Below are 15277 nucleotides of genomic sequence, written 5' to 3' on the forward strand. Positions count from 1 at the left end.
CGCCAAGCGTTTGGTTTTCGACGGTTTGATCGCCTGCGTCGAAAAGTTTTATTGCATCATAAATATAAGAATATACAAGGCCAAATGGCATAAATAAGGAGTGCTCTTAAGAGAGCACCCCAACATTTGACTTAGAACCTTTAATAATGAATGCAGGCTTTCTCTATGGCGGAGGTGGATAAAAATGGTGTCTTAAGTGGATATCATATCAGAGGTGTTCATTTCAAAGTGGTAGAGCCTATAAATTGGTTACTCATCTTATTACCAAATTATGTAGAATTTGATAAAGGGGCATGGTAATATTGTGTTAAGTTAATAGATGCTCTTAAGATTCTGCATCCAAGTAGTTACATCAATATAGCATCTTCTTTAGTAGGAGGTGTATTGTATTGAGAAAAAGTTATGAGTTCTTTATCTTATTTATAAAAGAAAACTATTACAACAAAATGGCCTTGTTTTGGGTCGTGTTCATCCCATTAATCTTCTTTTTCATAAACCATAGTAATTGGTTTACCAACCCACCTGAACACCAACAAGCTTACCTACAAATTTCTGTGTTTTGGAGTTTTATGGTTTTAATATCAGCTGTTATTAATACAGCCGTGGAGCTTTTCACGTTGCGCGATCGAGGCTTTTTTAAGATGTTTAGCTTTATTGCTGGCTCTAAAGGTTCAATTATTTTCGGAAAAGGTTTGGCTAATCTATCATTACTCATCATCTCGATGGTGGTGTTTAATACGATCGTCGCTTTGTTATTTCAATTAAACCCATTAATTTTAATTGGAAAGGGATTATTATTAGTCGTTTTAACGTTTATACCTGTGGCTTTATTCTTTTCTTGGATTGTCGCTTTACCGTTTAAAGCGGAATCAATTGTCCCGGCGTTTAGTTTGTTGACAATTATATTACTTTATATGACGAGTAGTTTAACAGGTTTTGAGTCGTTTTTATTATTAATAAACCCAGCTGAATTTATTGTACGAGTAGCTGAGTTGGTCGTGACTTCATTTGAAGCTTTCATCTATGTCAACCTTACTGTGTTAAGTGTTACGGCTTTAATTTATATTATGATCGGTTTATTAACGTTCAAATTAATCAACCTTGAGTCGAAAGCTAGTCGAAACTAGGAGGGGTATAATGGAGTTAATAGATGTATCTTATCAATATAAGAAAAGTAACCGCCAAGTTCTTAACCAAATCAATATGAAACTAAAACATGATCAGCTAAATGTTGTACTCGGCTTAAATGGAGCAGGGAAAACGACGTTATTTAACATTATGGCTGGGTCGTTCAAGCCGACATCAGGTACTGTTAAAGAAGCTTTCACACATGAACAAATAGCCTACCAAGTTCAAGGTGTGCCTTTTCTTAATCAATTGAAAGGAAAAGACCTAGTTCGGCTCTTTATAAAAACAGCGTCTCAACCGTTTGATCCGAAAAGTGCAGTATTTGCTAATAATATGAATAAAAGAGAACGCACTTTAGCTGAACGGTTATGGGAACAGCCACTCGGGCAAATGTCATTAGGTGAACGCAGGTGGTTAATGGTTATGGCCATGTGTGAGTTAGATCGAAAGCTTTACATATTTGATGAGCCGACATCAGGAGTCGACCCCGATTCCCGGTTAAATGTGTTACATAAGTTAGAGTCAGTTGCGCTTAATCCAAATCGTTACGTCGTCATGTCTACTCACACTTTGCAGGAGCTTGAGCATGTTGACTGTCATATCTTTTTACTTCATGACGGTGAAGTTGCTTTTGACGGGACGTATGATGAACTAACTGAATCAAACAAAAATCCGGATGAAGCGTTTCGTCAAATAGTTAGCTTATAAAAAAGTACAGGTCCAACCCGTACTTTAGAAGATAATATATGAAACAACGAGGTATATGACGATCGTAAAAAGTGAAGGAGCAATATATTTAACTACCTTCTTAGCTGGACTCCGCATTAACATATAAAGTGTAATTAACATCATCACTAAGCTTAAAAAAGCAATGATGATCATCGAGGAGCTTACACCTTGTAAAATAGGACCTTGCTGATAAAATGCATCAGTAAATGCTAAAAGTAACAGGTTAAATAAATTACTTCCTAAAATAGCCCCAATTGCAATGGCGTAATTCCCAATTTTATATGCAGCAATGACAGCCACAAGTTCAGGTAATGAAGTCGATGCAGCTATTAATACACTACCTACAAAACTTGAATTAATGCCTGTTTGTTCAGCGAGTAAATCACCAGAAATAGATAGAATACTACCTGCGATTAAAACAATGATAGCTGAGAAAACGAAATAGCGAATGACTTTATTAAGTGGTGTTGAATTTGATTGACCTTTTATCTCATCACGAGCTTCTTCTTGTTCAAATAGCTTAACGCTTATCATATATAGTCCTACTAATATAAACATTTCAAAACCAATATTGAAGAGTGTTATTTGATAATCAAGTATCATAGCCCCAATAGCGATCGATGTTAAAGCAATCCCGAATATCGTAGAAGGTAGAAAATTGTTGGTGTTAAGTTGATTGAACACTTGTTTCTTTCGATAAAATAAATCAACAAAAGCCAAAATCAATAGATTGAAAACATTACTACCTAACATATTACCAACAGCAATATCCACATTATCAATATAAACAGCAGTTACACTTGTTGTCAGTTCAGGAAGTGAGGTGGCTCCGGCGATCAGTAATCCGCCAACCATCGCACCACTCATCGCAGTTTGCTTGCTAATTTGATCACCATAATCATTAAGTTTAATTGCAGCAAATACAACAATAGCAGCTGCTAAGAAAAAGCTAATATATACCAACATGACACAACCTCCATAAGTGTACAAAATCACAAAAAAAGACCTTGGCCATACCTAAGTAAGGCCAAGGTCTTGCGTATAATTTGATGAACCGGGTGATAAAAGAATCACCGGGCATGACGATCCATCAACCGCATTATACGGTCGCTACTCCCCTTGTTAAATATAACTATAGCTTAATAGATGCAAAGAGTCAATATTCATGGTATAGTAATCTAGTAGAAAAATTGTTCCATATACTAGATTATTGTGGCAAAATAAGTTAAATTGAGATACACTACATATTAAGTAATTTTTTAAATTGTGTGAATACTAGTTGTGCTAAATTAATATTTATTAATAATGTTAGTACATCTAGAAACATAAATTTTAAAAATATAGGGGGAAAAACACATGAAAAAATCTATTGTATGGTTAATGTCTATTGGGTTTTTAGCAACACTGTTGTTAGCAGCATGTGGTGGCGGTGGATCAACAATTGCAATTGGTCCAGCGGGTAGTGGTACCCAATCCGCAGCAAATTCAATTTTAGAAGGGGCGGGAATCGATGACTTCAACGCATACGAAGAAGGATTCGGCGATGCTCGTGATGGCTTGCAAGATGGTAATATTGACTTATCGTTTGGTCTTTTAGGTTTACCAGCAGGTAGTGTTGACGATTTACAAGCAAATACAGGAGATGCCAAGTTAATTGGTTTATCTGATGATGTTATCGAATATGTAGAGGAAAACTTAGGTTACCTACGCTATACAATTCCAGCTGATAGCTATGATTTCCTAGAGGAAGATGTTGAAACAGTTACAGCGTATGCGATTCTTGTAGGTAATACAAATACAATTGATCATGAATTAGGTTATGACTTAGCACGTATTGCAGTAGAACATGCTGATGAAAATACACACGCTCAATCTGATCATATGACTTTAGAAAATGCTCTTAACGGTTCTGATGATCTACTTGTTCACCCTGGTGCAGCAGAATACTATGAAGAGCAAGGTCTAGAAGTTGAAGGTGAATTAGCTGATTTATCTGCTACAGAAGCTGATCGCAAAGATGAGTTCATTTTAGGTACTGGTAGCTCTGGTGGTACTTATTACCCGCTAGGTGGTGAGATGGCTACTGTTTGGAACAACAACATTGATGGTGTTAACGTCACTTCAACTGAAACAGGTGCATCTGTTGAGAACTTAGCTGACATCGGTAGAGATGATCAAGATTTAGGGATGACAGTTCACGTACCTGCACAAAATGCTTTTAGTGGTGAAGAAGACTTTGAGGATGCTCCAGTCGATAACTTTGCATTCATCGGTCATATTTACCCAGAAGTTATGCAAATCATTACACGTGAAGCAACAGGAATTGAGAGTTTAGAAGATCTATAAGGTTAAGCAGTTAATTTAACAATATTTTGGGGCCGACACAGTGTGCCGGTCCCTTTTATTAACGAGGGGTTTTTTGGCTGAAACCATTACAAGGTGGTGAAAGGTGTGTCTAGAAAAAAGAACAACGAAAATGAGAAAAATGAACAATTGAATAATACATCAATAGACACTAACGAAAATGGAGAACAAGTAGATAAAGAAGAATTGCTTAGGAAGTATGACCGTGAAAGTAATACAAGGTCTAACATTGGTAAGTGGGCTTGGGTTGTTACATTCCTAGCAATCTATTTAACAATCTTTCATTTATATACAGGGTATTTTGGAACATTACAATCCCAAATTCAGGGTGCGGTGCACGTAGGGACTGCTTTAGGTCTTGTCTATATACTATATCCAGCGAAGAAAGGGTTACATGACCGTGGCGTTCCATGGTATGACGTAATCTTAGCTTTTACAGCTATTTTTGTTGGCTATTATAAGATTATGTTTTTTGATGAGATTTTAAATGCTCGAGTACATGGATATGAAATGCTAGATGTACTAGTGGCTATTCTAGGTGTTGGCCTATTGTTAGAGGCGACTAGAAGATCCGTTGGGGTACCGATCGTAATTGTGGCGAGTGTTGTGATTCTATACGCATTATACGGTAACTTCATTCCAACACAAATTTTATCACATAGTGGATTTTCGTTTGAACGCGTTATGACAGACTTGTGGTATAGAGAGAATGCTATTTTCGGTATTCCAGTTCAAGTATCATCGACATTTATCTTCTTGTTTTTATTGTTTGGAGTTATTTTAGTGCACTCAGGTATAGGCAGATTCTTTAATGACTTAGCTTTCGCATTAACTGGCCGATTTACAGGGGGAACTGCTAAGGCAGCTGTATCGGCAAGTGCTATGCAAGGTATGGTTTCAGGAAGTTCAATTGCCAATACAGTGTCATCAGGTTCATTTACGATCCCAATGATGAAAAAAGCGCGCTTCAAGCCTGAATTTGCAGCAGCAGCTGAAGCCTCTGCATCTACAGGTGGACAACTAATGCCACCAATAATGGGTGCGGCGGCGTTTATTATGATTGAATATACGAACACGAGTTATGCGACGATTATGTTAGCAGCTTTAATTCCAGCTATGCTGTACTTTGCAGGAATCTTCATGGGCTCTCACTATGTAGCTAAAAAACAAGGGATATATGGTGCGCCTAAAGAAACTTTACCGAACACCTGGAATTTACTGAAAAGAAAAGGTTACATGTTGCTTCCGTTATTTGCTATTATTACAACGTTATTTATGGGATTCTCGCCACAACGAGCAGCTTTAATGGGGATCGCAGTGGCGTTCGGTGTTAGTTTAATAAGTAAAGAAACGCGTATGTCTATTAAGAAGACTATTTATGTATTAGAGCAAGGTGCTCGTGTTGCTTTACCGGTTATTGCTGCCGTAGCAACAGCAGGTATTATTGCTGGTGTTGTTGGTATGACAGGTTTAGGTGGTAAGGTGGCAGCAGGTATTATCGCTTTATCTAACGACATCCAGTTATTAGCGTTAATCTTTACGATGATTGCTTGTATTATTTTAGGTATGGGATTACCAACAACAGCGAACTATGTTGTAACTGCAACCATTGCAGCACCTGCATTAATTAACGGTTTTGGTGTTGAAGTGATTGCAGCTCACTTATTTGTATTCTACTTCGGTATAGTAGCTGATATCACACCACCTGTTTGTTTAGCGGCATATGCAGGGAGTGGTATTGCCCGGTCAAACCCGTTTAAGAGTGGTTTAACCGCTGTTAAACTGGCCATAGCCGCCTTTATCATACCGTATATATTTGTCTATAACCCTATATTAGTTCAACCTACTGAACACGGTGTCTTGCCTCTAATATTAGCGGTTGTAACAGCATTATTAGGTATGATGGGGGTTAGTAGTTCTGTTATGGGCTACTTCCAACGTAAATGTTATGTGTGGGAACGTTTTGTTCTGATTACGGCTGGCTTATTATTAATTACACCAAATGTTTATATTGATGTGTTAGGTATTTTAATGCTTGGGCTTGTATGGTATTTACAAAGACGTCGTCCAGATGAGAAGCCTAATGCAGTTGCAGCGTAAACGATGTAAGAGAATGGGGAACCCCCCATTCTCTTTTTTACTTATACGACCAACCTCTCATAAATCTATTCAATAATTTTGGTCATATAATGAAAGATGATATAATTAAATTAATTATTTTGTGAATTTATTTTTAGCGGTAGGAGATGAAGGTTTGTCGTATTCAAGTTAGAGCTTGATATGAGTAATGTAAATGCGGGAATCGGTTGGGCGATACTTTGCTTATACCTTGTCTTTGTTATCTCTGTTTGTTGGTTATGTGTCTTAAAGGAGAAATAAAGAGAAGAAAGCATTACATGATATGTTTAGTAATACAAGGATCGTTTACTGTGATAAAAAGCTTTAATGTCGGGAAAACTATGCAAATGGCTGTCTCGAAATAGAGGCAGCCATTCATATGAACTATTAATTAAAAGCGAGGGTTATTGAAATGGATAAAAAGCGTTGGATTGCATTAGCGATTGCGGCTGGGTTATTTGTGGTTTCAATTATATCTCAATTTTCTACAGCAGTTATGACTGAAAGTTGGAATGATTTATTTGAATCTGACCGAAACTTTTCTGAGACAGTCACAGAAGATGGAAATGCTTTTGAGAAAGTGGCTGTCATTCATTTAGAAGGTGTGATACAAAGTAGTGATGTCGGTGGTTTATTAAACACAACTACATATAATCACGATGTATTATTAGATATGCTTGATCATGCTAAAGAGGATGAAAATGTAGAAGCTGTTGTGTTACGTGTTAATACACCAGGTGGCGGTGTTGTAGAAAGTGAAGAGGTACATGATAAAATTGTAGACCTTCAAGAATCAGACAAGCCCGTCTATGTATCAATGGGTAATATGGCTGCCTCTGGCGGTTATTATGTATCAGCACCAGCAGAACATATTGTTGCTCACCCTGCGACATTAACAGGCTCTATTGGAGTTATTATGGAAGCGATTAATTTTGCTGAGTTAGCAGATGACTTAGGTGTTGAATTTAATACGATTACAAGCGGTGAATATAAAGATATTATGTCATCATTTCGTCCGATGACAGATGATGAGGAGAACATTTTACAAACGATGATAGATGAAATGTATGATGACTTTGTACAAGTGATCGTAAATGGTCGTGATCTGGATGAGTCAACAGTCCGTGAATTGGGTGATGGTCGAATTTACACAGGTTCTCAAGCTGAGGAAAATGGTTTAGTTGATAGTCTGGGGTCTCTAGATGATGCCATTGCTAAACTACAAGAAGACTATCACTTACAAAACTCACAGGTTGTAGAATATGAGTATCAAATGGGCTTTAATGCCATTATGGGTGGTGCAGCACAGAGGGTTATAAGTGATGAATTCCGCTTTTCACAGTTAGAAGAAATGATTCGAAAATCAAGCGCGCCAAGAGCGATGTACTTGTATACGGAGTAGGGGGTGCCTAAATGAATGAGGCATATATGACTGAGTCCAATCAATATGATAATCCGAAACTGACATTGAATGATGTGCGTTTTGCAGGCTTTTGGATGCGTTTTTGGGCGTATATACTTGATTTAGTTGTCGTCTTTAGTATAAACGGAATTGTGCTTGTGCCGTATCAGTTGTTAACAGGTGGAGACATGTTTGAGATTGGTTTTTGGACAGTGACAGCTGTGATCAACGCGATTGTTTTATATGCATATTTCGTATTGTTAACTAAATATTTTAATCAAACCATTGGGAAGAAAGTATTTGGCATAAAAGTGATTAGGAAAGATTTTGAACCGTTAAAGTGGAGTGACATGGTCTTTCGTGAGGTAGTCGGACGCTTCATTCACCGGGTACTATGGTTTACAAATATTCTTTATCTCGTTGTTGCCTTCGATTCGCAAAAACAAGGAATTCACGATATGATTGGCGATACACGTGTTGTTTTTGAATGGTCACTTAAGAGTTAGTGAGTATGAGGGGGAATCGGTATGAGAGAAGCACCGAAGCATAGAATTGCTGAAGATGCGATTAAAGCTTGGCGGCTTTCTGCAGCATTAGTTATGGTTATACCTTGGATTTTAGTTATAGCGAGCTTTTTCTTGTTTCATTTTATTGACGTTCCATATTGGTATTCCATTGTAGCATTGGTAGTTTTGGTTGTTTTAACTTATTTGTTCGTTGTTTTAGTCCCTAAAATTAGATGGAGACGTTGGCGTTATGAATTGTTTGAACAGGAGATTTATATTCAACACGGAATACTAGTCGTCTCTAGAACGTTAGTACCGATGATTCGTGTCCAACATGTTGATACTAAACAAGGCCCCATTTTAAAGCGCTATAAACTATCCAATTTAACTATTTCAACAGCCGCAACAGTACATGAAATACCAGCATTACCTGAACAAGAAGCTGCTGAATTACGTGATCAAATCTCGGAACTAGCAAAGGTGGATGAAGATGATGTCTGAGCCGAAGCGTCTTCACCCAGCAGCTGTTATATTCAGGATGATTAATATTTTAAAGAATTTAATTTACGTAGTTGGTGCAGCTGTTATTGCATCATTTGGTAATGATTTTTTCGTTTATGTGGCTTTTGGTATTGTTGCTTTAATATTATTTTTCGTTGTGACAAGTGTGATTGAGTGGTTGCGTTTTCGTTATTCAGTTGTTGATGACGAACTGCGAATTGAACAGGGCCTTCTTATTCGGAAGAAACGATATATCTCTAAAAATAGAATTCAGTCCATTGATTTAACACAAGGTGTAATCCACAGGTTGTTGAATTTAACGAAAGTGCAAATAGAAACAGCTGGTAGTGATATGAGTGCTGATGCTTCTCTTAGTGCTGTGACATTTGAAGAAGGTCAGGCACTTCGCCAAGAATTGAAATGGCATAATGGTGTTGTTCAGACTGATGAGAGTCAAGAAGAGAGTGAAGTCATTTATCCGAAATCAAATGTAACGACTAAACGCCTTATTATAGCTGGGTCTACATCAGGTAGCGTTGGTGTTATTTTAGGATTGTTTATCGTTTTTTTAAATGAGATCGAACGGTTTTTACCTGGAAATATTTATGAAGGTGCGGTTAGTTGGGCTTTAGCACAAGCTATTAGCATGTTAATAGCCTTAGTAGTCATTATTTTAATTATTTTATGGTTACTTGGAATTTTAGGTACAGTTATTAAGTATGGTAATTTTGAAATCACAAGATATGATGATGAATTATATATTACAAGAGGGCTCTTAGAGAAGAAGCAAGTGACAATACCACTTAAAAGAATACAAGCTGTCGGTATGAAGGAAAGTATGATTAGACAACCTTTAGGGTTTGCGACGCTTTATGTAGAAATAGCAGGAGGGGAGGCGGGCCCTAATTCAAATGGGCGTACGTTTATTTTCCCTATTTTAAGGCGAAAGGAAGTAGAGCCATTTTTAAATAAAATCTTACCGGAATATCAAACGTTACCTCGTGATTTTAAAGGGGTTCCAAATAGAGCATTCCCTTATTATCTATTACGAGCTATGTTTTTGCCGTCCGTTATTTTAATAGTAACGTTAATCTTTGCGATGGATTTATGGTACATTCCAATGATTCTAATAGTGATGGCCATTTCTTTAGCTTGGCTAAGAACGAAGTCAGCGGGTTATCACATCGATGAAGAGCATTTGACCTTAACAATGCGAGAATTTAGTAAAGATACCGTAATGATGAAGCATAATCGTGTTCAATCGACTCAATTAAGACAAACGTTACTTCATCGTAAGCAGAATTTAGCTACAGTTAGAGCTTCGCTATTAAATAATTTTGCTGGCCGGCATGTTAGCATTAGGGAGTTAGACTTTGAAGATGCTAAACGGATTTCGGATTGGTATTCATTAAGAAAAAGGATCTTTAAATAAATGGAATGAACAAACCTCCTTGTCCATATATTTTGGTGAGGAGGTTTGTTTTATGAAGAGATTAGTATTCATATTGTTGTGGGTCATGGGACTTATATTATTAATATACTTATTGAAAGTACCGGTACCGACTTTACTTCAGTCAACAAGTGTGACTTCCCCATTAGCTGGACAAGTCGTTGTTATTGACCCTGGTCATGGAGGGGTGGACGGAGGAGCAGATTATGGTGATGTTAAAGAAAAAACGATTACGTTACAAACCTCCTTCTTCTTACGTGATTATTTACAAGAAGCTGGGGCGATTGTTTATTTAACACGAGAAGAGGATATAGACTTAGCACCAGAAGAGATGGATGGTTATTCTAGGCGGAAAGCGCATGATATTAGAGAGCGGGTTTCATTCATACAAGCTCAAGAAGCGGATCTATTTATTAGTATCCACCTGAATTCTGTTTTAAATCAAAGTTGGAGTGGTGCTCAAACATTTTACTATCCAGAAGATGATGAAAACAAAGCCTTAGCTGAATCCATTCAAGGAAGATTGCAGGAATCCGTTGATACAAATCGCCAAGCTTTAGGGATTAATCAAATATACATTTTAAAACATGCGAATACGACAAGTGCTTTAATTGAAGCGGGTTTTTTATCACATCCAGAAGAGCGTGCTTTGTTAGTGACAGAAGATTATCAAAGGCGCTTAGCCTCTGCTATTTACGAAGGGGTTGTCGAGTATGTCGTGGCATCTGAAAATCTGGAAAATCAATCAAGCCAAATAACTGAGTGATTTAATAATTTATGTTATACTTGCCTTGGCATTAAATTGAACACGACAAAAGGAAGGTGTCCTACTTGATTACAGAAGAGCGCGTTAGAGAACTGCTTAAACCAGTTCAAGATCCACATATACATAAAACCTTTGAGGAAACAGATGCTATTGAGAGCATTAAAATTAAAGAAGATAAAGGTCACGTCAGTGTTAAAGTAGCATTAGCTGAACCTAACTCTGGTGAACAGTTACAATTACAACAAGAAATTGTGGGTATGCTAAAGAAAGAAGGAGCCACAACAGTTGGCCTTCGCTTTACCGAACTTCCAGAGGAAAAGCGTGAAGCCTATGTTTCAGAAGCTAATGAGGAGCAAGAATCAAACCTAATCGGTCAAAAAGGGACAACCTTTATCTCTGTTGCAAGTGGTAAAGGTGGTGTTGGTAAATCGACAGTTACTGTTAACTTAGCGATTGCCCTATCTCGTTTAGGCAAAAAAGTCGGTATTGTTGATGCTGACATTTATGGTTTTAGCGTGCCTGATATGATGGGTGTTGAAAATCGTCCACAGGTACGTGGTGAGAAGATTATTCCAGTTGAGCGTTTTGGTGTACAAGTCATTTCAATGGGCTTCTTTGTAGAAGATAACTCGCCAATTATCTGGCGTGGTCCTATGTTAGGTAAAATGCTAACAAGCTTCTTTAAAGAAGTTGAATGGGGAGACCTTGATTATCTCTTGTTAGACTTACCACCAGGGACAGGCGACATTGCTTTAGATGTTCAAGAATTATTACCATCTTCTAAACAATTAATCGTTTCAACACCACACCCAACAGCAGCATTCGTAGCTGCGCGTGCTGGTCAAATGGCGCTTAAAGCTGACCATGATATTTTAGGTATTATTGAAAATATGGCGTATTTCGAAAGTAATATTACAGGACAAAAAGAATACGTTTTTGGTGAAGGTGGCGGTGACAAGCTAGCTGAAGTCTTAAACACAGATGTGTTAGGACGCTTACCACTTCAACAACCATACGAAGAAGATGATACTTTTGCTCCAGGTGTCTATCAAGAAGATCACCCAACAGGGAAGATTTTCTTATCTATTGCTAACCAAGTTATTAAGCGAGCAAAGTAAACGATTAAATAAGAGGCTTGAGACAAAACTAAACATTAATACACAAAACCCGAACGAAATTATAATTTCGTTCGGGTTTGATTTTCTAATCATCGCTCCATCAAAATGAATCGCTTTTCGCGGGCGGCTGTTGAGCCTTTGCACCCGCAAGAGTCTACGCATTTTGATTCCGCTAAGAAACTAATCAACTAAGGTGAAATACTAAACGTTCGTGTTCTCTACCACACTTCAACCCTTTTGCCCCAACCTCTTTATTTATTATAAGGTAGCGACCAATACTAAACCTAAGTTTATTATTGCATTTGCTCTCCTTCCTCTTCTTGACCTTCTTCTGCTTGGCTTTGACCATTATTTTGCTCTTCGTTTGCACTCTCTTCATCACCTTGTTCTTGGCCTTGTGAGGTATCAAGCTCCTCGGCTGCTTTGATCAGTGATTCTGTGATCTTAGTTTTGAATACGGGACTTTCTAACGTTTCTCTAATCGTGTCTTCTAAATGCCCTTTATATTCTTGACTGCGAAGAGCCTGTCTGATTAAATTTTGTACTTCTTCGTTATGAAATAAACTAATCATTTGCTCTTGGTAAGCGGAATCACTCATTAATCCTTTAATCAATTCTTGGTCTTGTTCTCTCGTTGCTTGGACATATGCTTGAACAAATGAAGGATCTTCAAACATATCCATCCAAAAATCTTTCCCATCATCACTATTAAAAATCCGTTCCATTGCTTGATTAACTTCTTCTGATTGGAGAACTAATTCCTGTTTCAACTCTTCATCAGATAACGTTTCTTTTAATGCTTCTTTTCCATCATCTGTTTTTAATATATCAACGACCATACGTTTAGTTGCTTCGTAGTCAGGTGATTCAGATTGTTGGTTATTCCCATTACACCCGACTAAAAATAAACATATGGTTAATACTAACAATACTGTTTGTTTAACCATCATATTATGCTCCCCTAGTTATGAGTCAGTACTTTTAATATTAGATGGTTGTGAAAAAATATACATAATTAAAGAAAGCAAAATTCTCCAAACCGTGATAAAATACGATTGGACTGGATTAATGAAATAGGGGGAAGCATTGTGACAATCCGCGTTTGGTTTAAATTTTTTATAACTTTATTAGCTATAGGTGCAGTCTCTACTGTTATTACAAGCTTTTTTGTATCACCACATGCGTACGAACCATACTTAAATCCGTTTAATGCATGGGAGATTTTTGGGGCTGTTTTATGGTATTCCGGTTACGGTTTAGTCTATAGTGTTATTGCTCAGATGGGCTTTTTTGCATACTTAACCATACATCAATTCGGTAAAGGTTTCTTCGGTTATTTTTGGAAATATGGACAAATAATTATCATCGGCTTTGTCCTGTTTGAGTTGGTGTACTTAAGATATCACCAAGATGCTGGGCCAGAAGGGTTGTTTCCATATATTGTTGTTGCAGCTATGCTCTTTGTTTATGCCTTAGCAGTAGCAAAAGTAAAAGCTATGGAAACCCATCAGCGCGCTTTTCTACCAGCAATCTTCTTTATGGTTGTTGTGACGACTGTTGAATGGATTCCAGCTTTACAAACAGGTGAAGCAGAATGGATTATGCTTATGATCGTTCCATTATTAGCATGTAATACTTATCAGTTATTAAAACTTCACCGTATAGTAGGGTTTAATAATCCAGAAGACACACAAAAACAAACTAATCAACAATCAAATAACCAAAAAAGCAAAAAGAACAAGTAATGCGCTTTAATCAAGAGGGGTGATATTCACATTCGCTGGTGATAACAGTTCAGTCACAGTGAGGAATTGATACCCCTCTTTTGTTTTTTGATCAATTATATTAGCGACAACTTCAGGTGTTTTAATTAAATTGTCTTGCGCAAAAAATAACATTATATCCCCTTCATTTACCTGCTCGACTAAGTGCCCACTGACCTCTTCAGCATCACTATCATGCTTCACATTAGCATAAATACTCCAAAATACTGTCTGGTATCCAAGCTGTTGTATAGTATCAATTACAAATTGATTGTACTCATTTTCAGGTGGTCTAATTAATGAAACAGGCTCATAATTTAAGTTTGATAAAACAGTCACGCCGTTTTCAATATCTTCTTCAATATAAGAAGCGGACTGGTCTTGGTATGGTTCATTTTCAAAGCCTAACAAACCGACTTCATGATTTTCTTCAATAATTAACTCTGCTAAGTCTTCGTTTCTTAATGCCCATTCACCATTAATGAAGAAAGTAGCTTGGACATCCTTTTCTTCTAAAACCTCAAGAATATCAATAATGACATCATCTCCCCAATCAACATTAAATGTTAAAGCAACTTCTGGGTCTCCCTTTAAACTTTTCGTGATTGCCCCAGACGGCTGAGCATCTGCTGAACTTCCGATATTAAATACATACGTTGTAGAGAAATGAATTGAAACAAACGTTAATACTATTAATCCTAAAGCTAACACCCCATTTTTCCAACTTGTCCAATTTAACGTAAAGAACATTGCTACCCAACCTTTTTTAGAATTTAGATTTCTGAAATATATATATGAGTTTTTGCATAGTTTTAGAATGGTGATTGTACATAAAGGATTATTAATTGGTAAAAATTAAACTATCAAAAGTACAGAAATGGAAGTGAATGAAATGATTGGATTAATGGTGAATGATCAAGAACAAAAAGAACTTGAATATTTACTTAAAAGAGAAATGGATGAGTTATTGTATGATTTTAGTCATCACGACCTAGACCCTCAACTTCAACAAGCGATTAAAGAGCGGTACACACTTCTATTTAATATATATAAACGCTTTGCTAGTCATAAAGAATGCCTTAAATACACCCCACATAAAAATTTATTCAATGCCAAATAAAAAAATATAAAAAAACTATTGCTGATCATAAATCCATGTGGTATATTTATTTTCGTCGTCACAAGACAGACTAAATCAAAATACCTCAAAACAAGTTAAATACATTTTTTTAAAAAAAGTTATTGACTTCATTGTTTAGGGATGTTAAATTAGTTGAGTCGCTTTTTTGAAGTGGCGCACAACAACAACAAAACAAAAGTTGTTATTTAAAAATATAAAAAGTTGTTGACGAAATGTTTTCAGCTTGTTATATTAATAAAGTCGCTTTTTGAAGCGGCGCACTTCGAACCTTGAAAACTAAACAAAATAGCC

General features: G+C 36.8%; 15 protein-coding genes. 12 read left to right on the forward strand and 3 right to left on the reverse strand.

Translation table 11 applies throughout. The features are described from left to right. Positions 1–389 precede the first annotated feature (389 nt). Positions 390–1127, forward strand: a complete 738-nt coding sequence (locus ABDZ63_RS12595; protein WP_343784004.1) for a hypothetical protein — start codon at positions 390–392, stop codon at positions 1125–1127. Between the two features lie 10 nt (positions 1128–1137). Continuing rightward, a complete protein-coding gene (locus ABDZ63_RS12600) occupies positions 1138–1836 on the forward strand; it encodes an ATP-binding cassette domain-containing protein (protein ID WP_343784006.1) in 699 nt (232 codons plus the stop codon). A 24-nt stretch (positions 1837–1860) separates the two neighbouring features. Here the strand turns inward: ABDZ63_RS12600 and ABDZ63_RS12605 are convergent, their stop codons facing one another. Further along, on the reverse strand, positions 1861–2823 hold the full coding sequence (locus ABDZ63_RS12605; protein ID WP_343784008.1) for a sodium:calcium antiporter: 963 nt from the start codon (positions 2821–2823) through the stop codon (positions 1861–1863). A 390-nt stretch (positions 2824–3213) separates the two neighbouring features. On the opposite strand from ABDZ63_RS12605, the gene ABDZ63_RS12610 reads away from it, so the two are divergent. The 8 genes from ABDZ63_RS12610 to ABDZ63_RS12645 all read left to right on the forward strand — a co-directional run bounded on the left by ABDZ63_RS12610 (position 3214) and on the right by ABDZ63_RS12645 (position 12082). After that, a complete protein-coding gene (locus ABDZ63_RS12610; protein WP_343784010.1) occupies positions 3214–4203 on the forward strand; it encodes a TAXI family TRAP transporter solute-binding subunit in 990 nt (329 codons plus the stop codon). A gap of 105 nt (positions 4204–4308) precedes the next feature. Then, the gene (locus ABDZ63_RS12615) at positions 4309–6321 is read left to right on the forward strand and encodes a TRAP transporter permease (RefSeq protein WP_343784012.1); all 2013 of its coding nucleotides are present in this window, start codon (positions 4309–4311) and stop codon (positions 6319–6321) included. 430 nt (positions 6322–6751) lie between these two features. After that, positions 6752–7741 (forward strand): signal peptide peptidase SppA, encoded by a 990-nt coding sequence (gene sppA, locus ABDZ63_RS12620; protein ID WP_343784014.1) that lies wholly within the window; start codon positions 6752–6754, stop codon positions 7739–7741. 11 nt (positions 7742–7752) lie between these two features. Beyond that, a complete protein-coding gene (locus tag ABDZ63_RS12625) occupies positions 7753–8247 on the forward strand; it encodes an RDD family protein (protein ID WP_343784016.1) in 495 nt (164 codons plus the stop codon). A gap of 21 nt (positions 8248–8268) precedes the next feature. After that, positions 8269–8748: a PH domain-containing protein gene (locus tag ABDZ63_RS12630; RefSeq protein ID WP_343784018.1), complete on the forward strand. Its 480-nt coding sequence runs from the start codon at positions 8269–8271 to the stop codon at positions 8746–8748. Then, positions 8741–10180 carry a PH domain-containing protein gene (locus ABDZ63_RS12635; protein ID WP_343784020.1) on the forward strand — a complete coding sequence of 480 codons (1440 nt, stop codon included), beginning with the start codon at positions 8741–8743 and terminating at the stop codon, positions 10178–10180. Before ABDZ63_RS12630 ends, ABDZ63_RS12635 begins: the two co-directional genes overlap by 8 nt. Before the next feature lie 52 nt (positions 10181–10232). Beyond that, entirely contained in the window at positions 10233–10964 is a 732-nt protein-coding gene (cwlD, locus tag ABDZ63_RS12640; RefSeq protein WP_343784022.1) for an N-acetylmuramoyl-L-alanine amidase CwlD, read from the forward strand. 65 nt (positions 10965–11029) lie between these two features. Next, positions 11030–12082 carry an Mrp/NBP35 family ATP-binding protein gene (locus tag ABDZ63_RS12645; protein ID WP_343784024.1) on the forward strand — a complete coding sequence of 351 codons (1053 nt, stop codon included), beginning with the start codon at positions 11030–11032 and terminating at the stop codon, positions 12080–12082. Positions 12083–12375: 293 nt separating this feature from the next. Here the strand turns inward: ABDZ63_RS12645 and gerD are convergent, their stop codons facing one another. Continuing rightward, positions 12376–13032, reverse strand: coding sequence for a spore germination lipoprotein GerD (gerD, locus tag ABDZ63_RS12650; protein WP_343784026.1), 657 nt, complete (start codon positions 13030–13032; stop codon positions 12376–12378). A 138-nt stretch (positions 13033–13170) separates the two neighbouring features. Here gerD and ABDZ63_RS12655 point away from each other — a divergent pair, with 138 nt between their 5' ends. Beyond that, positions 13171–13827: a KinB-signaling pathway activation protein gene (locus ABDZ63_RS12655; protein ID WP_343784028.1), complete on the forward strand. Its 657-nt coding sequence runs from the start codon at positions 13171–13173 to the stop codon at positions 13825–13827. A 6-nt stretch (positions 13828–13833) separates the two neighbouring features. On the opposite strand, the gene ABDZ63_RS12660 is transcribed toward ABDZ63_RS12655, so the two are convergent. Continuing rightward, the gene (locus ABDZ63_RS12660; protein ID WP_343784030.1) at positions 13834–14595 is read right to left on the reverse strand and encodes a polysaccharide deacetylase family protein; all 762 of its coding nucleotides are present in this window, start codon (positions 14593–14595) and stop codon (positions 13834–13836) included. A gap of 127 nt (positions 14596–14722) precedes the next feature. Between ABDZ63_RS12660 and ABDZ63_RS12665 the strand changes: the two genes are divergently transcribed. Then, a complete protein-coding gene (locus tag ABDZ63_RS12665) occupies positions 14723–14965 on the forward strand; it encodes a hypothetical protein (protein ID WP_343784032.1) in 243 nt (80 codons plus the stop codon). Positions 14966–15277: the final 312 nt, after the last annotated feature.

The sequence above is a fragment of the Alkalibacillus silvisoli genome (assembly GCF_039521975.1).
GTDB classification, from domain to species: domain Bacteria; phylum Bacillota; class Bacilli; order Bacillales; family Alkalibacillaceae; genus Alkalibacillus; species Alkalibacillus silvisoli.